This window comes from Cellulomonas sp. URHB0016 (assembly GCF_054057935.1).
In genome coordinates, this window is sequence record NZ_JBSRZU010000001.1 from 1023890 (window position 1) to 1044235 (window position 20346).

General features: G+C 72.4%; 13 protein-coding genes. 10 read left to right on the forward strand and 3 right to left on the reverse strand.

Going from position 1 to position 20346, the window contains the following annotated elements:
- Positions 1-73 precede the first annotated feature (73 nt).
- Positions 74-1987 (forward strand): DUF7657 domain-containing protein, encoded by a 1914-nt coding sequence (locus ACVW07_RS04840; RefSeq protein ID WP_456818140.1) that lies wholly within the window; start codon positions 74-76, stop codon positions 1985-1987.
- Between the two features lie 36 nt (positions 1988-2023).
- On the opposite strand, the gene ACVW07_RS04845 is transcribed toward ACVW07_RS04840, so the two are convergent.
- A complete protein-coding gene (locus ACVW07_RS04845) occupies positions 2024-3094 on the reverse strand; it encodes an acyltransferase family protein (RefSeq protein WP_456818141.1) in 1071 nt (356 codons plus the stop codon).
- Positions 3095-3362: 268 nt separating this feature from the next.
- Between ACVW07_RS04845 and ACVW07_RS04850 the strand changes: the two genes are divergently transcribed.
- Both ACVW07_RS04850 and ACVW07_RS04855 read left to right on the forward strand, forming a co-directional pair.
- Entirely contained in the window at positions 3363-4313 is a 951-nt protein-coding gene (locus ACVW07_RS04850) for an NAD-dependent epimerase/dehydratase family protein (protein ID WP_456818142.1), read from the forward strand.
- On the forward strand, positions 4310-8947 hold the full coding sequence (locus ACVW07_RS04855) for a rhamnan synthesis F family protein (protein WP_456818143.1): 4638 nt from the start codon (positions 4310-4312) through the stop codon (positions 8945-8947). Before ACVW07_RS04850 ends, ACVW07_RS04855 begins: the two co-directional genes overlap by 4 nt.
- A 51-nt stretch (positions 8948-8998) precedes the next feature.
- On the opposite strand, the gene ACVW07_RS04860 is transcribed toward ACVW07_RS04855, so the two are convergent.
- Positions 8999-11602: an N-acetylmuramoyl-L-alanine amidase gene (locus ACVW07_RS04860; protein ID WP_456818144.1), complete on the reverse strand. Its 2604-nt coding sequence runs from the start codon at positions 11600-11602 to the stop codon at positions 8999-9001.
- A gap of 168 nt (positions 11603-11770) precedes the next feature.
- Here ACVW07_RS04860 and ACVW07_RS04865 point away from each other — a divergent pair, with 168 nt between their 5' ends.
- The 6 genes from ACVW07_RS04865 to ACVW07_RS04890 all read left to right on the forward strand — a co-directional run bounded on the left by ACVW07_RS04865 (position 11771) and on the right by ACVW07_RS04890 (position 17567).
- On the forward strand, positions 11771-13210 hold the full coding sequence (locus tag ACVW07_RS04865) for a hypothetical protein (RefSeq protein WP_456818145.1): 1440 nt from the start codon (positions 11771-11773) through the stop codon (positions 13208-13210).
- Positions 13211-13214: 4 nt separating this feature from the next.
- Positions 13215-14318: a glycosyltransferase family 4 protein gene (locus ACVW07_RS04870; RefSeq protein ID WP_456818146.1), complete on the forward strand. Its 1104-nt coding sequence runs from the start codon at positions 13215-13217 to the stop codon at positions 14316-14318.
- Positions 14315-15385, forward strand: coding sequence for a glycosyltransferase family 2 protein (locus tag ACVW07_RS04875; protein ID WP_456818147.1), 1071 nt, complete (start codon positions 14315-14317; stop codon positions 15383-15385). The genes ACVW07_RS04870 and ACVW07_RS04875 overlap by 4 nt, the downstream gene beginning before the upstream one ends.
- A gap of 72 nt (positions 15386-15457) precedes the next feature.
- Positions 15458-16453: a dTDP-glucose 4,6-dehydratase gene (gene rfbB, locus ACVW07_RS04880; protein WP_456818148.1), complete on the forward strand. Its 996-nt coding sequence runs from the start codon at positions 15458-15460 to the stop codon at positions 16451-16453.
- Entirely contained in the window at positions 16434-17165 is a 732-nt protein-coding gene (locus ACVW07_RS04885; RefSeq protein ID WP_456818149.1) for a glycosyltransferase family 2 protein, read from the forward strand. Before rfbB ends, ACVW07_RS04885 begins: the two co-directional genes overlap by 20 nt.
- A 6-nt stretch (positions 17166-17171) precedes the next feature.
- Positions 17172-17567 (forward strand): DUF2304 family protein, encoded by a 396-nt coding sequence (locus tag ACVW07_RS04890; protein ID WP_456818150.1) that lies wholly within the window; start codon positions 17172-17174, stop codon positions 17565-17567.
- A 110-nt stretch (positions 17568-17677) separates the two neighbouring features.
- Here ACVW07_RS04890 and galE read toward each other — a convergent pair whose 3' ends face one another.
- Positions 17678-18661, reverse strand: coding sequence for a UDP-glucose 4-epimerase GalE (galE, locus tag ACVW07_RS04895; RefSeq protein ID WP_456818151.1), 984 nt, complete (start codon positions 18659-18661; stop codon positions 17678-17680).
- Positions 18662-18790: 129 nt separating this feature from the next.
- On the opposite strand from galE, the gene ACVW07_RS04900 reads away from it, so the two are divergent.
- Positions 18791-20089, forward strand: a complete 1299-nt coding sequence (locus tag ACVW07_RS04900) for an LCP family protein (protein WP_456818152.1) — start codon at positions 18791-18793, stop codon at positions 20087-20089.
- Positions 20090-20346: the final 257 nt, after the last annotated feature.

Below are 20346 nucleotides of genomic sequence, written 5' to 3' on the forward strand. Positions count from 1 at the left end.
GTCCGGCACGCGTCGCCGGCCGAGCGGGCGAGGTCCGCGCACTGCGTCATCGATCGGGGGGGTCTGAGTGCACGTGCCGGAGCGCCTCCGTGGAGTCCCGTGGCGCATCGTCGGTCCGGTCGTCGTCTACCTGGTGCTCGTCCTGCTGGGCGTGACGATGTCGTCGGTCGGGATCTCGACCATGCGGCAGGATCCTGCGCACCCGCACGGCCTCCAGCTCGGCGAGCCGGTCGAGCTCCGCAGCGACGAGTACCTCACTTCGATGCCGTTCAACCTCGGTGTCACGGCGACCGGCTCCTCCGAGTCGCTCAACCCGCTGACCGCCCCTCACGGGTTCATCTCCCAGCTCCCGTCGGGACCGGTGTCGAGCATCGTCCTCCTCGACGGCGCCGCGCTCCGGCTCGGCCCCTACCTGCCGGACGCCTGGCTCGTCGCCGCGCGGTGGTGGCTGCCGCTCCTGCTGCTCGCGCTCGGCGCACCGGCGTTCTTCGGGACGCTCACGGGCAACCGCTGGATGGGCGCGTTCGCGGCCGCTCTGATGGCCGTCTCGCCGGCGACCGCGTGGTGGTCCCTCGCCCCGCTGCCGTTGCTCGGCTTCACCATCGCCGGAGTCGCGGCGATGCAGCGGTGCAGCGCGAGATGGCTCGAGAACCGCCGGCCGGCGGCCGTCGGTTGGGGGCTGGGCGCCGCCGTCCTCCTCGCCCGGACACCCCTGCACTACCAGCCGTGGGCGATCGTCCTGGCCGCCGGCATCCTCCTGACGGGCGTGGCCGGGATGCTCGCGAACCGGGCCACCCGGACGACGTCGCTCGTCGTCGTCCTCTCGACCGGGGCCGTGGCCGCGCTGCTGCTCCTGGGCCTCGCGCTCGAGAACTGGGCGTCGATCCAGGCGGTGCTGCACACGACGTACCCGGGTGCGCGGGTGTCGTCCGGCACGCCCAAGCCGATGCCGGACATCTTCGCCGCGACGGCTCTGGGGCAGGCGGAGCACCTCCCGATCGCCGACGGCACCAACAGGTCGGTGATCTCGTCGTCGTTCGCGGTCGCCGCGGTGTGGGCGGTGCTGCTGCTCGCCCGCGGGGTGGTGTTCCGCGACGCCGCTCACCGCGCCGCCTCCATCACGCTGACGGCCGTCACCGGCTTCTGGTTCGCCTGGGCGCTGGTGGACTTCGGCACGATCGGCGCGAAGATCCCGGTCATCGACCTCGTGCCCGCGACCCGCGCGGCGGATGTCCTGGGCTACCTGTCGATCGCGCTGGTCTGCCTCCTGCTCCCGGGCCTCCAGGAACGCTCGCGCGTGGCGTTCCCGCTGCTGTGCGGCGGGGTGGTCTTCCTGGTCGCAGCCAATGCCGCGTCCCTCATGCGGACCACCTTCCCGACACTGACGAGCCAGACGATCTGGATCTCCAGCCTCGTGCTCGCCCTCGTCGTCGCCACGATCACCTGGCGTCCACGCTGGTTCGCCGGGTACGTCGTCGCCGTGCTGCTCGGTGCCTCGCTCGTGTGGCAGGTCAACCCGGTCCTCGTCGGGCTGGCGGACATGCGCGGGACGACCGTCGCCGACCAGATGCTTCGCGACGGGACGAGGCTCCGCGCTGCCGGAGAGGTCGTGGCCTCCGACAGCTGGTACGTCGACAGCCTCATGATCGGCACCGGTGTGCCGGCGATCTCAGGTCACCAGCTCGCCGGACCCGACCGCGAGTCGTGGGAGCAGCTGGTCCCCGGCGGCGACGAGGACGTGTGGAACCGGGGCGCCGCGTACATCACGTTCACGTGGACGGACGACCGGGAGCTCACCGTGAGCAACCCGGGCGTCGACGTCATCAATGTGGCGGGTTCACCCTGCACCGTCGCCGAGCGCCTCCCCCAGCTGACCGGTGTCATCTCCGGCCGCAGGCTCGACCTCCCGTGCCTCACCCCGACAGGCTCGTTCAGGTGGTCCGGCATCGAGCACTGGACCTACGCGGTCGACCACGGCACCGACTGACGCCGGACCCGGCCGACATGTCGAGGACCGGGCGCGCTAGAAGAAGCGGATGAACTGCACCACGAACCCCGCAGCGAAGACGGCCGCACAGACTGCCAGTATTCGCGGAGGACCGGTGTCGACCTTCGCCTTGAGAAACCTGTACATGCGCATGTCGAGCCAACCGAACGGCACCGCGAGCAGGAACGAGAGCGCGACGACGGCGAAGAACGAGCGCCGTGAATCCATCGACGGATTGACTGCGTAAAAGGTCCGGATCACGGTCACGTGACACAGGTACAGGGCGTAGCTGTAGTTGCCCAGGTGGTTTCCCAGCCGACCGAGGACCGTGTCCCCGAAGAGGGCCCTCCACCCCGTGAACCTCACGAGGCTCAGCACGAGGAGCGCAGAGCCGAACCCGAGGCCCCAGCGACCCCAGGTCACACCGATGCTCGAGCCGAGCTGCCACAGCGCCGTGCCCACGAGCACCGCCAGGACCGGGTGCGGCGACCACGTGAGGACGAGCGGCAGCAGCATGCCGAACGCGAAGGCGGTGTTGAGCGCGACGAAGGGCAGCTGGTGGGCGGGGAACACGTTCACCGCCGGGTTGTCGGGGCGCAGCACGTTGTGCAGGAGGATCAACGCGAGCCAGCCGATCAGCACGGAGGCGGCCGACTTCTGGCGCCCCAGGGCGATCAGGGCGGCGACGAAGAGGTAGAACCCGATCTCGAACACGAGGGTCCACTCGACGCCGAGGGGGTACGTGCCGCCGCCGTAAGGGAAGAGGAGGAGCGCGTTCGCGTCCACCGGCGGCTTGATCGGGGACACCCTGCCCGCGGCGAGGACCAGCGCGACGATCACGACGTAGATCGGGTACAGCCGCACGACCCGGTGCAGGAGGAACGTGCTGGCCCCGTAGCGGACCATCATCACGCTCATGAGGTAGCCCGACAGGGCGAAGAAGATGGCGACGCCGACCGCTCCGAGCCACGGCGGAACGATCTCGACCGCCCATTGCTCGCCCTGCATCAGGCTGAGATACACCGCGCTGTGGTAGACGACGACGGCGGCCGCGGCGGCAAAGCGAAGCCATTGCAGGCTGTAAATCCGGCCAGCTGTCCCCGCCACGTCGCGCGCTCCTCCCGTAGGACGACGCGTTGTCCGAGCCGCCGGTTGCGAGGCAAAACCGTAGCCCATCGGTCGGACCGGACTCACCCCCGATGTCCTGCAGGGGCCGCTGTGCGAGTACGGCATGATTGTTGCCCATGGCCACAGCGACTCCTTCGGTGCGTCGAGACACGGCGAGCCCGGTTTCGACCTCATCACTGCGGACACGCGCGTCGCTCCTGCGGCTCTGCCGGCTGCCATGACGACGAGGCGGGTACGTCCATCGGTCGTGAGCGTGGTCGGCAGCGGAGGCTTCCTCGGGGGGCACATCACCCGGCTGCTCGTCGAGCGTGGGCACGTGGTCCACGAGTTCGGCCGGTCCGAACCGCCGGTGACGCTCGGTGAGGTCGACCCGCGGATCGCCGTGTCGGACCACGTGGTGTGGGCAGCGTCGTCGGTCAACCCGATGATCGCCGAGAACGATCCCGACCGCATCGAGCTCGACCTGCTCGCGTTCCACGCCTACGTCACGGCGGTCGCAGGTGTCGAGCACGGACCTCGGACCATCCTTCTCAGCTCGGGCGGAGCCGTCTACGACCAGATGGCGAGCCCCCCGTATGCGGAGAGCTCACCGGTGGTCCCGCGGACCGCGTACGGCCGCACCAAGATCGAGCTCGAGAACCGGCTGCTGGAGCACGACGACGCGGGCCTCGTCCTGCGGGTCTCGAACGCCTACGGGCCCGGTCAGACGGTCGCGCCCGGACAGGGTGTGGTCGCGCACTGGATCCACGCCATCGCCGCGGGCCAGGAGATCCACATCTTCGGTGATCCCGAGGTCGCGCGCGACTACGTCTACGCCGAGGACATCGCCTCCGCACTCGTCGCCGCCGTCGAGCAGGACTTCCGAGGACAGAGCGTGCTCAACATCGGCTCGGGGACCCCGACGACGCTGCGCGAGCTGCACAGCACCATCGCGGCCGCCTGTGGTGGCGACGCCCCTCGGCCGCGCCCGCTCCCCGCGCGGGGCTTCGACGCACGCTCCACCTGGCTCGACTGCTCTCTCGCGGAGAGCGAGCTCGGCTGGCGACCCCGCGTCTCGCTCCGGGACGGGATCGAGCGGACCTGGGCTCTGGTCTCGCGCGAGGTGTCGGCCACACTGCTCTCGGTCCCGGACCCGCAGGTCCCGGGCGACCATCTCGTCAAGCCTGCACCACCACTCGCCTCGGAGCGCACAACGTGACCCTCGACCTTGCCCAGCACGGCTACCGACGCGTGACCGGAAGTCGGCTCTGGCTCCGAGAGGGACGAGCGGAGGACGACTTCACCTACAACGACGGCGACGACTTCGAGTCGTCCGTCGCCCAGGCTGTCCGCGACTCGACGGACCTCAGCTCACGATCGCCCGAGCTGAGCCGCCACATCCGCGACTGGCCGACGCGCTACCACCTGAGCTCGCAGCGGGCCAACCTGGTCCGGCCGCTGCTCCCGCTGATGGAGGGTCCGGTCCTCGAGATCGGCGCGGGGATGGGAGCCGTCACACGTGCCCTGGGCGAGCACGGCCTGGAGACCGTGGCTGTCGAGGGATCGGTGCGCCGGGCCACGGTGTGCGCCGACCGGTGCCGGGACCTCGACAACGTCCAGGTGGTCGGCGACACGATCCAGGGCTTCGGCCGGCCGCAGCAGTTCACGACCGTCGTCGTGGTCGGGGTCCTGGAGTACTCGCGCGTCTTCGGGTTCGAACCGGACGGCCGGGACCCGGTGGACATCATGCTGGACCACGTCGCGGGGCTGCTCGCGCCGGGGGGCCAGCTCGTTCTGGCCATCGAGAACCAGCTCGGGCTCAAGTACCTCGCGGGCTTCCCCGAGGACCACGTCGGACTCCCCATGTTCGGGATCGAGGACCGCTACGGCGACGAGACGGTCGTGACCTTCGGGCGCGAGGAGCTCACCGAGCGGATCAGCCGCGCCGGGCTCGGTCACCAGGACTGGTACTTCCCGTTCCCCGACTACAAGCTCCCCACCACCGTGCTGTCGGAGCGCGCGCTCGCGCCCGACTCGGGCTTCGACGCCACGCCGCTCGTCGCCCGGGCCGGCCAGGACCACCAGGATGTCGGCACGACCTTCGCCCTCAGCCGTGCCTGGGGCCCGGTCGAGCGCAACGGTCTGGTCGCCGACCTCGCGAACTCGTTCCTGGTGCGAGCGAGTGCGAGCGCGCTGGCCGAGGACCGCCCGCTCGCCTGGTACTTCGGGTCGGCGGACCGCCGGACCGAGTTCTCCAAGACCACCACGTTCGAGCCGTCCGACGACGGGATCGTCGTCCGGCGGGAGCGGTCGGATCCCTCTCTTCCTGCGGTCGTCGGGAACGTCGAGCTCGTGCTCGCCGACGAGCGCTACCTGCCGGGACGGCCGTGGTCGGGCGAGCTGGCCGCGATCGTCGGGAGGCCGGGCTGGACCCTGGACCAGCTGGCGGACTGGTTCGCCGTGTGGCTCGACGAGCTCCGGGCGAGCCTGCCCGACGTCGGCGACCTCCAGCCGGACACCGTCCTGCCGGGCCACTACGTCGACGCGCTGCCACGCAACCTGATGGTCTCCGGTGAGGCACGGCGGTTCGTCGACCTGGAGTGGTCGTCGACCGAGCCCGTCACCCTGCGCTACGTCGTGTTCCGGGCCCTCTACGACTCGCTCGCCTCGCTCGACTCCATCGCGCCGCCCGCCGAGGGCACACCGACGACGCTCGAGGCCCTCCTCACGACGCTCTCCGCGCGGCTCGACGTCCCGCTCGACCAGACGTCGCTCGACAGCTGCTGGTCCCGGGAGCGGGACTTCCAGTCCACCGTGCTCGGCCGGGCCGTCGACGCGAGCACCTCGCAGGTGCTCGGCGTCCGGCTGGCGCCGGGCCAGGACGACGGTGCCCTGATCGCCCGGGCGCGCGAACGCGACGCCGCGGTCGCCGAGCGGGACACCTTGACCGCCGACCGGCTCGCGGTGACCGGCGAGCGGGACGACCTGCGCAGGGATCGGGACCGCCTCCTGAAGGTCGAGGCCACGCTGCGCGAGGAGATCGACCGGCGCGGTGCCGAGCTGACCCGGCTCGGCACCGAGGCCGCCGTCCTGGCGGAGGATCTGCTCGAGCGGGGCACGGAGGCGGACAGGCTCTCCGCGGAGCTCACGGAGGCGGCCCTGCGCCTCACCGCCGAAGCGGAGCGCGCCGAGTCACAGGAGGCGGCGGCGCGCGAAGCATCCCAGGTGCTGACCGCCGAGCTGAGCGCCGCACGCAACGAGCTCGCGGCCGTCCGCCGCACGCTCTCGTGGCGGGTGACGGCTCCCATCCGCGCGTCCCGCAAGCTTGCCGGGCGCGTGAGACGTGCCGGGCGGCGGCTGACGCGTCGTCGTCCGCTGTCGATCTCGAGCGTGACCGGCGGTGCGGTGGCGGACGGCGGGCTGGACATCCAGAGCCTGTACTCGACGTTCGACGCCACGTACTACCGGGCGACCAACGACGACCTCGCGGAGATGGACGACGCCCAGCTCCGGCTCCACTTCCACACCAGCGGCCGCGCCGAGGGCCGGCGGTGGCACTCGGTGCTCGGCACCTCCCGGACGCACGTCCGCGAGCTGGATCCTGAGCGGTCGACCGTGCTCCTGCTGTTCCATGACGCCACCCGCACCGGTGCGCCGGTGCTCGGCTGGAACATCCTGCGGGAGCTCGGCGACCGGTACAACGTCGTCGCCGTCCTCCTGCGCGGCGGCGAGCTCCGCCCCGACATCGAGAGCGTCGCCGCCGCGACCCTGTCCCTCGACGACACGCAGGCGTGGAGCCCGCGCGAGGACGAGGTCATCGCCCGGCACCTCGCGGAGACGTACCGGCCGGTGTACGCCGTCGCGAACTCGGCGGCCACCTATCCGCTCGTCCCCGCGCTCGAGCGAGCGGGCGTGCCCGTCGTCGGCCTCGTCCACGAGTTCGCGCCGAGCATGCGGCCGCACGGCGTGCTGTCGGCCTTTCTCGGCTCCGCCTCGGACCTGGTCTTCCCTGCCGAGCTCGTCGTCGACTCCATGCGCACCGAGTACGCGGACATGCTCGGGCGTGGGTACCACATCGTTCCGCAGGGGAAGTCGACCCTGCCGCCGGGCGACCCGCAGTCCTTCGTGCCGCGCACGACCCCGCGCGGTCCGGACGGCATCGCGGCCGACCTGCCGGAGCGGGACCTCAGGAGCTTCCTCGCCGAGCTCGACCCGGACGCCACGCTCGTCATCGGTGCAGGGACGATCGCGCCACGCAAGGGAGTGGAGTTCTTCATCCAGGCAGCGGTGAACGCTCACCGCACCGCTCCTGGGGTGCCCGTGGTGTTCGCGTGGATCGGCGACCGGATCCCGCCGCTGCAGTGGTACATCGACGACCTGCACGAACAGGTTCGCCGCAGCGACGCCGGCGGCATCGTGACGTTCCTCGCACCGGTCGCCGACCTGGCGCCCCTCTACGAGCGCGCGAACATCCTCTTCCTGTCCTCCCGGCTGGACCCCCTGCCGAACGTCACCATCGACGCAGCGATCGCGGGCCTGCCCGTCGTCGCGTTCGACGGGGCGAGCGGCTATGCCGAGTGGCTGCACCGTGACGCCGGTCTCAGCGACCTCGTCGTCGGTCACCTGGACAGCGCAGCGGCCGCAGCCACGATCGTCGCGCTCGCCGAGGACCCGGAACGGCGGCGCGAGTACGGCGAACGGCTGCGACGCGCCGCGGAGGTCGCCTTCGACATCGGCCGCTACGCCGCTCGGCTGGACGAGCTCGGGCTCGCTGCGAAGCGACGCGCGGTCCAGGCCCTGGACGACGCGGCCGTCATCGAGGAGAGCGGCAGGTTCAGCGCGGAGCTGTACGCCGGCACGGGTGCCGCCGGCCCGCTCCCCTCGTACGTCGAGCAGTACGTTCGACGCTCGGCGCTCGTCGCTCCGCGGGCTCGACCTCGCGCGGGCCTGATCGCGCGCCGTCCCACCGAGGGGTTCAACCCGCTCGTGTACGCGGAGCGCGCACCGGGCTACGACCCCGACCGGGACGGCGACCCGTTCGCCGACTACCTGCGCAAGGGTGAGCCGGCCGGGCCCTGGAGGCGCCAGGTCATCCGGCCCAGGCAGAGCCCCGTTCCCGCGCCGGACCCGGTCCCCCGCGTCCTGGTGCACGGCCACTTCCACTACCCCGACCTGGCCGCCGACCTCCTGGAGCGCCTGGCCGGCAACGAGACACCCGTGGCGCTGGTGCTCACCACGACGTCCGCGTCGAAGGTCGATCGGCTGAGCCGCGGGCTGGAGAGGTCCGGCCTCGCCCGGTGGGACGTCCGGCTCGTCCCCAACCGGGGCCGCGACCTCGCGCCGTTGTTCACGCAGCTGGGTGCGGACGAGCTGAACGAGTACGACCTCGTGCTCCACGTGCACGGCAAGAAGAGCCCTCACGTCGAGAGCGCGACCGCCGACCGGTGGCGGACGTTCCTCTGGGAGAACCTGGTCGGCGGCCAGGCCCCGATGCTCGACGAGATCTGCGCGGCGTTCGCAGCCGACCCGACGCTCGGCCTGGTGTCGCCCGAGGATCCCCACCTGAACGACTGGGACCTCAACAGGTCGGCGGCGGAGTCCTTGGTGGCGCGGCTGGGGCTGACGACGACGCTGCCCAACCACTTCGACTTCCCGATGGGGTCGATGTTCTGGGCACGGCCGCAGGCTCTCCGGCCGGCACTCGAGGCGAAGCTGACGTGGGACGAGTACCCCGAGGAGCCGGTGCCGATCGACGGCACGATGCTGCACGCCCTCGAACGGATCCTGCCGTTCGTCGTCGAGGAGGCCGGGTACACCTACGCCAAGACCGTGGTGCCCGGCGTGACGCGCTGACGACCCGGCGCAGGGCGGGACCGGCCGAGCGCCGTCCGGTTCCGCCCCCGCTCAGCCCGCGATGCTCGCGCAGCCGACGAGCGGGTTGGTCGATCCGACGCCGCTGTTGATGGCGTAGACGCACGCGGTGTGCGGGCCCGAGCCGACCGGCACCGCGACGTCGAAGCCGTGCCGCGCAGCGAGCGTCGGGTAGGCACGGCCGACGTCGGCGCGGAGCTGGTCGGCGACGAACGCGCCACCCCAGCGTCCGTCGACGTACACGTGCACCGCCGTCGCGCCCCGCGTGTCCGGGTCGATCACCCAGCCCACGAGGCGCGCGGTGCCGCCGGAGCGGCCTGCCACGTCCAGCGAGCCGAACGGGTTGCCGAGCGGCACGCCGACCGTGCGGCAGCCGAGCGACGGGTTGGTCGCCGGCGTGCCCTGGTTGATGCCGTAGGCGCACACCTGCTGCACACCGGTCGGCAGGCCGATGTCGAGCGTGAAGCCGTGGGCCGCGGAGGGCAGGCCGTACGCGCGCTGCACGTCCCCACGCGCCACTCCCGCCCGCACCAGTCCGGCCCAGGCACCGTTGCGGTACACGTGCACGTCGATCGGCGCGTCCACCTCCGGGTCGAAGGCCCAGCCCACGAGGTGCGCGCTGCCGTCGCCGCCGACGACGTCCTCGAGGTGGCCGACCGGAGCGCCCGAGGGCACGGTCACCTGACGACACCCCAGCAGGGGGTTGGTCTCCGACGAGAGCAGGCTGATCACGTAGAGGCAGACCTCGTGGCTGCCGGCGGCCACGGACAGGTTCGCCGAGAACCCGTGCGCGGCGCCGTCCGCGGGGTAGGCCGCCGCGACGTCGGGCCGCGACCCGTCGGCGGACAGCTCCGCGGCCCAGTGGCCGTCGAGGTACGCGTGCACCTTGTTCGACCCGCCGGCGCCCACCTGCAGCGCCCAGCCGCGGACGGTGGCTCCGCCGATCCGCGGTTGCACCTCCTCGAAGTTGCCGACGATCCTGCCCGCCGCGACCGTGATCCAACGACAGGCGACGGTGACCGTGGGCCGCCCGGCGGTGGTCACGTCCACGCACACCTGGTAGCCGCCGCGGGGCAGCGTGAGCGACACCTCGTACCCGGTGCGGCCCCCGAGCTCAGGATGGATCGCGGCCACGTCCGGCCGCGCGACGCCCGTGCTGCCCGTGGCCGAGCGGCTCCACGTGCGGACGCGGACCGTCGGCGCCTGGCCGGGCGCCTCCGTGGACACCGCCCAGCCGTACGCCGTCACGCGGTCCCCCTGCAGGCGCAGGCCGTCGAACGTCCCCGCCAGCCACGGTGTGTTGGCCGCCTGGGCGAGCAGCGTCGACACGCGGTCCCGGATCGCAGGCAGATAGGCGAAGAGCGCCTCGCCCGGGCAGTCGGTGAACGACGTGTGGCGGTGCCCGGAGATCGCGGGCAGGTACACGGTGGTGCCAGCGGGCCAGCGGACGTTGCCCTCACCCCCGCTGGTCATCGCGACGGTCGAGTACGGGTCGACCTGGTGCAGGCCGAACTTCCAGGCGATCACCTGGGAGATGCGTTCCGGGACGATAGCCGGGACCGAGGCGTCGAACGTGCCGATCGCGGCGACCCCGACGCTGCCCGTGTTGAACCCGGAGCCCGCGTGCGCGCCGACCTCCGGCAGCTCGATGCCGCCCGACCGTCCCTCGAAGATCTGGCCGTAGCGGTCGACGAGGAAGTTGTAGCCGATGTCCGGCCAGCCGCGTCCGTGTACGTGGTACTCGTAGATGCTGCGCACCTGCGCGGCGGAGTCCGCGGGGCCGTAGGCGTTCGTCGTGGCCGTGTGGTGCACGAAGGCCACGTTCAGGAACCGCGCCGGTGACGGGATGTTGGTGTTGATCGACTCGTCGGCGCCCCACTGCGCGCGCGTGATGATGTCGGGCTGACCCACCGCGGCGGACATCACGCTCGCGCTCGCGTCGGTGGACGCGTCGGGAGACACGGACCTGGCGGACGCCGACGGCGCCGCCGGGCCCGTGCCGGCGTCCACCAGGTCGAGCCGGAGCCCTGCGGGCCACGCGGCCCCGGCGGCGCGGCTCAGGTGCACCCGGACCGCAGTCGACGGGTCGACCGAGATGAGCGGCGCCGTGCCGCCGCGACCCGACTCGCCGCCCTCCTCCGCCTCGAGCGTCTGCGGGGCGGTCCACACGCCGGACGTCCTGACGGAGATCTCCACGCCGACGGTGGCAGACCCGTCCGTCCACGTGACGGCGGCGAGCGTGAAGGGCGCCGTCTCGAGCTCGACCGAGAGGTCCGTGCCCGTCCCGGGGTCGAGCGCGTGCGGGGTGAACGACGAGGGCCGCGGCTCGGCGGAGAGCGATCCACGTGCCGTGGCGAGCAGCGAGTGGCTCGGTGCGGGGGCGGGCGCGGTGCTCGTGACGCTCGGCGCCGGGGCCGTGACGGTCGGCGTCGGCGCGGCGTCGGTGACGCTCGGGATCGGCGCAGGTTCCGTGACGCTCGGCGTCGGCGTCGGCGCCGGGGCGGTGACCGGGGCCGAGGGCTCCTGGCCGGCCGTCGAGCCGGTTCCGGCGGCCGCTGCCGGACCGGGGAGCAGCCCGACCACCAGCAGCGCCAGCACCGCACCCGCCGAGCAGAGACCGCGCGTGCGTCGCGCCATGATCGAACCTCCTTGGCCGTCCCTTGCACAGTACGGGCGAGGCACCGCGACGCGGGGCTCCGCCGGCTGCGTGTCGGCGGCAGCCCGGATCTCGGCCGGACGCCTCGGCCGGGTACGATCCTGCGGGTCGGGACGGCGGACGTTCCGCCGCGGAACGGGGAACCACGGGTGACGGTCGCACACGCGCGAGCCTCCACCCGCCTCTCCACCGCGGTGCGCTGGACCGCCGCAGCGGTCGCCGTGACGGGCGTCGTCCAGGTGCTCCTCGGGCTGTGGTGGTGGTGCGCGAACCTCGGCAGCATCCCCGAGTACGGAGACACCCCGGAGTACCTCGTGGAGTCGGTCACGTTCGCGATCGACGGGTACCGCACCCTGGCGTACCCCCTGGTGCTCCGCGCGGCCATGGACGTCGGGGACACCCTCGGCATCCCGTGGCACCCCCTGGTGGCCGGCGTCCAGCTCGTCGTGTCGGTCCTGGCCACCTGGTTCCTCGTCCGCGCCGTGACGCCAACGATGCAGCGACGCTGGGTGGCGGCCGTCACGGCCGTCGTCGTCACCCTGCCGCTGCCCCTCCATTACACGGTCGCCGTGCTCACGGACTCGTTGGCGGCGTCGGCGCTTCTCGTCTTCGCGGCGGGTCTGGCGCGGGTGGTCGCACGCGACGACCGGCGCCCGGCGGCGGTCGTCGCGGTGGCCGGCGGGTGTGCCGCGTCAGTGCTGATCCGCCCCGACCGGACATACATCTGCCTCGGCATCGCAGGCGTGGCGGGCATCTACCTCCTGGTGCGGCTGCTGCGGCACCACCTCACGATGCGCGCGTTCGGCGTGGGCGTCGTGATCCTGGTGACGTGCGCCGTCGTTCCTGCGTTCGCCGCGACCGCGCTGAACGAGCAGACCCAGACGGCGGACCTGGGCCGCCAGCAGCAGACCGTCTCCGGAGCGCTGTTCGACCGGATCGCCTACGAGCACCTCGAGGAGCTCGCGCCACTGCTCGACCCCGAGATCGCGGCCGAGGTCCCGGACCCTCCGGCCGTGGAGGCATTCGACAGCCGGGGCACCGCCCTGGCCCAGCTCCGCGCGAGCACCGGCGCAGACGGGGTGAACGCCGTCATCCGGGCCGCGATCGGCTGCTGCGCGCTCGAGGTCGCCGGCCAGACGGCCCTGGACGTCGCGCACGTTGCGCTCGGACCGTTCGCGGTCTCGGCGGACTGGCTGTCCGGGGCCAGCACGTACTCGCAGTGGGACTTCACCCGCATGGCCGGCCCGCAGCCCGCGCTCAGCCGGGCTGTCATGGCGTGGTCGGTGGTGATGAGCGCGCTGCTCGTCCTCGTCATCGCGGTGGTGTCGGTCGCGTGCCGACGGGGCTGGGCCGAGGACAAGGCCCTGGGCGGGGTGCTGCTCGTCCTCGGGACGACCGCGCTCGCCTGCGCGGCGTTCTTCACCCTGATGACGAGCTTGGACCCGAACCCCCGGTACACGCTGGTCACGCAGATGATCATCGCGGCGGCCCCCCTCGCCCTGCTCGCCCGCGTGCGGTTCGCCCCCGCGCCCCTCCCACCCGGCGCCGACCGGGCTTCCGCTCCCGTCGCGCTCGCGGCGGGAGCATGAGGCGATGCCGATGCTGACGACGCTCGACGCCACGCCCCTGCTCGGGACGCGCACGGGGATCGGCAGGTACGTCGAGCAGCTGCTCGCACACCTGCCCGGTGCGGTGGAGCGTGCCGGTGCCCCCGTCGGGCTGCAGGCGACCACCTGGACCTGGAACGGTGGGCGCCTCACCGACCTCCCCTCGACGGTCCGGCAGGTCGGTCGACGCGTCCCGGCGCGGGTGGTCCGTGCCGCCTGGCAGCGCGCCTCGTGGCCGCCGGTCGAGCTGCTCACCGGGGCCACGGACGTGTTCCACGGCACGAACTTCGTGAGCCCGCCCACGCGCCGGGCCCGTGAGGTCGTGACCGTCCACGACCTCACCTACGAGCGGCACGCCGAGACGGTGAGCGCGGCCAGCCTCGCGTACCGCGTCCTCGTGCCGCGTGCCATCGAGCGCGGTGCGCACGTCCTGACACCGACCCGGACGGTCGCCGACCAGGTGATCGAGCACTACGGGCTGGCCGAGGACCGCGTGACCGTGACGCACCTCGGGGTCGACGAGGCGTGGTTCGAGGCGTCGACCAGCGCGCCCCCCGCCGCCGTCGCGGACCTGCCGGACGGCTACCTCGTGTTCGTCGGGTCGCTGGACCCACGCAAGAACCTGCCGCGCCTGGTCGAGGCCTACCGGCTGCTGCGCACGTCCCGTCCGGACGCGCCGGCACTGGTGCTCGCCGGTCCGGCCGGGCGGGAGCAGGGGCTGCTGAGCGAGCCGGGCGTGCTGCTCACGGGCTGGCTCTCCGACGACGAGCTGCGCGCGCTGGTGGGCGGAGCCCGAGCGCTGGTCCTGCCGTCGGTGGACGAGGGCTTCGGCCTGCCCGCCATCGAGGCGTTCGCCACAGGACGTGCCGTCGTCGCCGCCGACATCCCGACGCTCCGCGAGGTCGTGGGCGACCTCGGCACGTTCGGCGACCCACTCGACGTGGCGTCGCTCGCCGACGCGCTGGCTCGCGTCCTGGACACGGTGGACGACGACGACGCCCGGACCCGACGACGGGAGCATGCCCGCCGGTTCTCCTGGGCGCTGTGCGCGGACCGGACGCTCGCGGCCTACCTGCGGGCGGCGTCATGAGGTTCACCGTGGTCGTCGTCGCCTACCAGGCCGCCCACCGGATCACCGCGTGCCTCGACGCGCTGCGTGGGCAGGACGGTGGCACGGCCGAGCTCGACGTCGTCGTGGTCGACAACGCGAGCACCGACGGGACCGCCGACCTGGTCGCCGCCCGGTACCCCGAGGTGCGGCTGGTGCGCTCGCCGACCAACCTCGGCTTCGCCGCCGGCAACAACGTCGGGCTGCGCGGCGCGACGAGCCCCTGGGTCGTCCTGCTGAACGACGACGCCGTCCCGGACCCGGGCTTCCTGGCCGCGCTCGCCGGGGCGGCGCGCGCGGCTGCGGCCGATGTCGCCGCGCTGGCCTCGACGGTGCTCCTCGACCAGCGCTTCCGCGCCGTCGGCACGGAGGCGGCGCCGCACGCGGTCGTCGGGCCGCACGGGACGTACGTCGCGGATCCCGAAGGTGACGTCGTCCTGGTCAACTCGACCGGGAACAGCGTGCGCGTCGACGGGTACGGGGTGGACCGTGGCTGGCTGGAGGACGCCGCGACGCACCGGCCGCCGACAGAGGTGTTCGGGTTCTCCGGGGCCGCCGTCGCGCTGCGCTCCGCGGCGCTGGAGCAGGTCGGGCTGTTCGACGAGACCCTGTTCATGTACTACGAGGACACCGACCTGTCGTGGCGGCTCCGGCTGGCCGGCTGGACCGTCGAGCACGTCCACGACGCCGTCGTCCGCCACCAGCACTCGGCGTCGTCGCGGGAGGGCAGCGCGTTCTTCCAGTTCCACGACCAGCGCAACCGGCTCCTCGTGCTCACGAAGGACGCGACGGTCGGGCTCGCGTGCCGCGCGCTCGGCCGGTTCGTCCTCACCACGGCGTCGGTGGCGCTGCGACGCTCCCAGCCTGCCGAGCAGGTCCGCGTCCGGCTGCGGGTGCTCGGCTCGGCGACCCGCCTCCTGCCCCGGATGCTCGCCGCACGCCGTCGGATCGGGCGCACGGCGACCGTCCCCCGGGCGGAGGTCCAGGCGCTCCTCGTGCCTGTGCCCGCACGAGCGGTGGGACCGTACCGGTCACCGGCGCGCGGCTGACGTCGTCCTGTCCGGAGCACGGAGCGGACTACCATCTGTGCGGGAAACATCCACGACACGAGGGACTCCTCCATGCGCCTGCTCGTCACCGGCGGGGCCGGATTCATCGGCTCCAACTTCGTCCACCAGACCGTCCGCGAGCGTCCGGACGTCCATGTCACGGTGCTCGACGCCCTCACGTACGCCGGTGACGAGCGCAGCCTGGACCCGGTGGACGGCAAGGTCGTCCTCGCCAAGGGTGACATCGCAGACCCGGACATCGTCGACGGCCTCGTCAAGGACGCCGACCTCGTGGTCCACTTCGCCGCGGAGTCGCACAACGACAACTCGCTGCACGACCCGTGGCCGTTCGTGCGGACCAACGTGATCGGTACCTACCAGCTCCTCGAGGCCGTCCGCCGCCACGGTGTGCGCTACCACCACATCAGCACCGACGAGGTGTACGGCGACCTGGAGCTCGACGACCCGGCGAAGTTCACACCGGACACGCCGTACAACCCGAGCAGCCCGTACTCCTCGACGAAGGCCGCCTCCGACCTGCTGGTGCGCGCCTGGGCCCGCAGCTTCGGGGTGCAGGCGACGATCTCGAACTGCTCGAACAACTACGGTCCGTTCCAGCACGTCGAGAAGTTCATCCCGCGGCAGATCACCAACGTGATCGACGGGGTCCGCCCCAAGCTGTACGGCACGGGCGAGAACGTGCGGGACTGGATCCACGTCGAGGACCACAACAGCGCCGTGTGGGCCATCATCGACAAGGGCCGGATCGGCGAGACGTACCTGATCGGCGCCGACGGCGAGGAGAACAACAAGGCCGTCGTCGAGTCGATCCTCGAGCTCATGGGCGAGCCCGCCGACGCGTACGACCTCGTGAGCGACCGCCCGGGCCACGACCTGCGGTACGCCATCGACTCCACCAAGCTCCGCACCGAGCTCGGCTGGGTCCCGCGCTACGAGAACTTCCGTGCCGGGCTCGAGGCCACCGTCGACTGGTACCGCGCGAACGAGTCGTGGTGGCGCCCGCAGAAGGACGCGACCGAGGTGAAGTATGCCCAGCTCGGACGGTGACGTGCCCGTGGGCGTGCCCTCCGGCGCGCCCGCGGACGCGGCACGCTACGACGACACGTGGCTCGTGGTGCCGCTCTACAACGAGGCGACGGTCATCGCCCAGGTCGTCAAGGACGCGCTCACCACGTTCCCGAACATCGTGTGCGTCGACGACGGGAGCAGCGACGACTCGGCCGCGGAGGCCGGGGACGCCGGTGCCAGGGTCGTGAGCCACCCGATCAACCTCGGTCAGGGAGCGGCGATCCAGACCGGGCTGACGTTCGCGCTGCGTCAGCCCGGATGCCGCTACCTCGTCACGTTCGACTCGGACGGGCAGCACCAGGTGAGCGACGCCGCCGCCATGGTCGACCTCCTGCGTGCAGGGGACGTGGACGTGGTCTTCGGCTCGCGGTTCCTCGACGGCCGGACCAAGCCGGGCTTCCTCAAGACCCTCGTGCTCAAGACGGCCATCCGCTTCTCCAACATGAGCTCGGGCGTCCGGCTCACCGACTCGCACAACGGGCTGCGCGCGTTCAACGCGACGGCGGCAGCGGCGCTGTCCATCAAGCAGAACCGGATGGCGCACGCGTCCGAGATCGTGGACCAGGTGGGCAAGGCGAAGTTGCGCTACACCGAGATGCCGGTCCACATCCTCTACACCGACTACTCCCGGTCCAAGGGCCAGTCCATCCTGAACTCCGTGAACATCCTCACGGAGCTCCTGTACAAGTAGGTCACCATGTGGATCAAGGTCGTCCTGATCGTCGCGATCCTGCTGATCGCGCTCGTCGCGATGCGCGCACCTCAGGGTGCCCGGCACCTCGCGCTGCGGCGCATCGCGATGCTGGCGTTCGTGCTGTTCGCCATGGCGTCAGTGGTCGTGCCGGACGTGTGGAACGCCATTGCCAACGTGCTCGGCGTGGGCCGCGGCACGGACCTGCTCCTGTACGTCCTCGTCCTGGTGTTCCTGGGCTACATGGCGTCGTCCTACCTGCGGTTCCGCGGCTTGGAGACCCAGATCACCCAGCTCGCCCGGCGGATCGCGCTCGACGAGGCCGGGATCGACCCGCTGACCGTGCCGGCACCTGAGGGAAGCGAGCAGTCGGCGGTCGCGGCGCGCCGCCTCCCTGCCTGACGCGCTACCGCCGGCGGTCGTGGGGCCCGGCGGTCGTGGGGCCCGGCGGTCGTGGGGCCCGGCGGTCGTGGGCCCGGCGGTCGTGGGCCCGGCGGTCGTGGGTCCGGCGGTCAGCCGGGCGGCCGCTCCTGGTGCTGCCAGGCGCTCCAGGCGCTCGCCAGCACCTCGGACAGGTCACGGGTCGCTCGCCAGCCGACCGTCTCGTGGAACCGGTCGACCTGCGCGACGACGCTCGGCGGGTCACCCGCACGCCGCCCCTCGAGGACAGGCGCGACATCGGCGCCGGCCAGCGCGACGAGCTGCTGGACCACCTCGAGCACCGAGGCGCCCCGGCCCGTGCCGACGTTGAACGCCTCGAAGGCCGGGCGGTCCGGTCGTGCCAGGTGGTCGAGCGCGGCGACGTGCGCCTCAGCCAGGTCCATCACGTGCACGAAGTCCCGGACGCACGTGCCGTCGGGCGTCTCGTAGTCCGACCCGAAGATGCGCGGCGCCTCGTGGCGGGACAGCCGCTCGAGGACCATCGTGACGAGGTTGAGGACAGCGGGGTCGCCGAGCTCGGGCCAGCCGCTGCCCGCCACGTTGAAGTACCGCAGCGCCACCGCCCGGAGGGTGCCGGCCCGGGCGCAGTCCCGCAGGAGCCACTCGCCGATCAGCTTCGTCTCCCCGTACGGGTTCACCGGGACCGTGGCCGACTGCTCGCGGACCAGCCGCTCGTGCGTGTCGCCGTACACGGCCGCGGACGACGAGAAGACGACGCGTCCGACGCCGGCAGCGGTGACCGCCTCGAGCACGTGCGCCAGGCCGGTGACGTTCTGCTGGTAGTACCAGAGCGGTCGTGCGACGGACTCGTCGACCCGCTTGCGTGCCGCGAGGTGCACGAGCTCGTCGGCGTCGTTGTCCCGCAGGACACGCTCGAGACGGGCGGCACCGTCCGCTTCGGCCAGGTCGAGCCGGACCAGCGGCACGCCGGGCACCCGGCTCTCCCGACCTGTGGAGAGGTCGTCGACGACGACCACGTCCCGTCCCGTGCCCTGGAGCACCCGGACCAGGTGTGCACCGATGTACCCCGCGCCCCCGGTCACCACGACTGCCATGCGTAGAACCTAACGGACCGCCGCAGCAGCTCCGCACACGCCGGCGCAGCCGCTCATCTGCACAGATCCTCCACCCCGCCGGTGCGCGCGCTCCCCCGGGACTGCCGATGGCCCTCCTAGGATCATCCGGTGACATCCCGCCACGCCGCTGTCCAGCGCGCCCGAGCCGCCAGGCATGCCCGCACCCATGGCTCCCACCGGACGGTGCGCGTCCTGGCGCTCACCCTGGTCGGGGTCCTCGCGTTCGGCATCACCGGGGCCGCAGCGGTGATCAAGAAGTTCGACGGCAACGTCGACCGCGTGGACGTCTCCGCGCTCGTCGGCGAGGCGCCGGCACCGAGCAAGGCGCCCGACCCGGACGACCCGAACGCCGGCCAGGCCGTGAACCTGCTCATCCTCGGGTCGGACCAGCGCGACGGCGTCAACGCGCAGATCGGCGGCAAGGCGTCGGGGATGCGGTCGGACACCACGATGCTCGTGCACATCTCCGCGGACCGGACCCGCGTCGAGGCGGTCTCGATCCCCCGCGACTCGCTCGTCGACATCCCGTCCTGCACCATGTCGAACGGCAGGACGTCCAAGGCGACGCATGGGATGTTCAACTCGGCCTTCGCGACGGGCTGGGACATGGGTGGGGACATGGCCTCCGCGGCGGCCTGCACCATCCGCACCGTCGCCGAGAACACCGGCATCCAGCCCGAGCACTTCGTGGTGGTCGACTTCGCCGGCTTCCAGGCGATGGTCGACGCGATCGGCGGCGTTCCCATCTGCATCCCGACCGCCATGACGTCGGAGGACGCCGGCCTGTACGTGCAGGCCGGCAACCAGACGCTGGACGGCGGGACCGCGCTCGCGTTCGCCCGGGCCCGCAAGGGCAAGGGCGTCGGCGACGGGTCCGACACCAACCGGATCGGCAACCAGCAGCGGCTGGTGGCGGCCATGGTGCAGAAGGTCCTGTCGCAGAACGTCCTGACCGACGTGCCGCGGCTCGCCGGCTTCCTCAACGCGGCGACCAGCTCGCTGACCGTCGACAGCGGGATGTCGACGAGCACGATGGTCGGCCTCGCCTACAACATGCGCACCATCCGCGGTGGCAGCATCACCTTCATGACCGTGCCGTGGGGGCCCGCACCGAGCGACCCGAACCGAGTGGTGTGGCTGCCTGCGGCGGATCAGGTCTGGCAGAACATCGCGAACGACGTGCCGGCCCTGGGCGAGGCCACGGCCGTGGCCCCGACGACAGCGCCGACCACGGCCGCGACCACTGCGCCGGGCACCGCGCCGACGACCGCCCCGCCGACGGCACCGGCGAGCCCCGCGGTCCCCCCGCCGCCGGTCGAGGCGGCCCCCACCCCGGCGCCCACCAAGAAGGCCGGGCGCGAGGCGTTCACCGCCGACGACACCACCGCCGTGTGCGCGGCCGAGTGAGCGCTCGATGAGCACCGACGACCGTCGCAGCCGACCCGCTCCCCCGTCGTTCACGCCGGGGTCCGCGCCCTCCCGCCCGGCGGCGGGTGCCGACGGAGACGCGATCGTCGTCGGCGGTGGCCGCCCGGACCGTCCGGCTCCGTCCGGCGCCTCGCCCGCGACGCCGCCACGCGGGACGCCGGGCCGGCCTGCCTCCTTCACCCCTGCCGGACAGCACTCCCGTCCTCCAGCCGGTCAGGCCGCGCGGACGGCCGGCT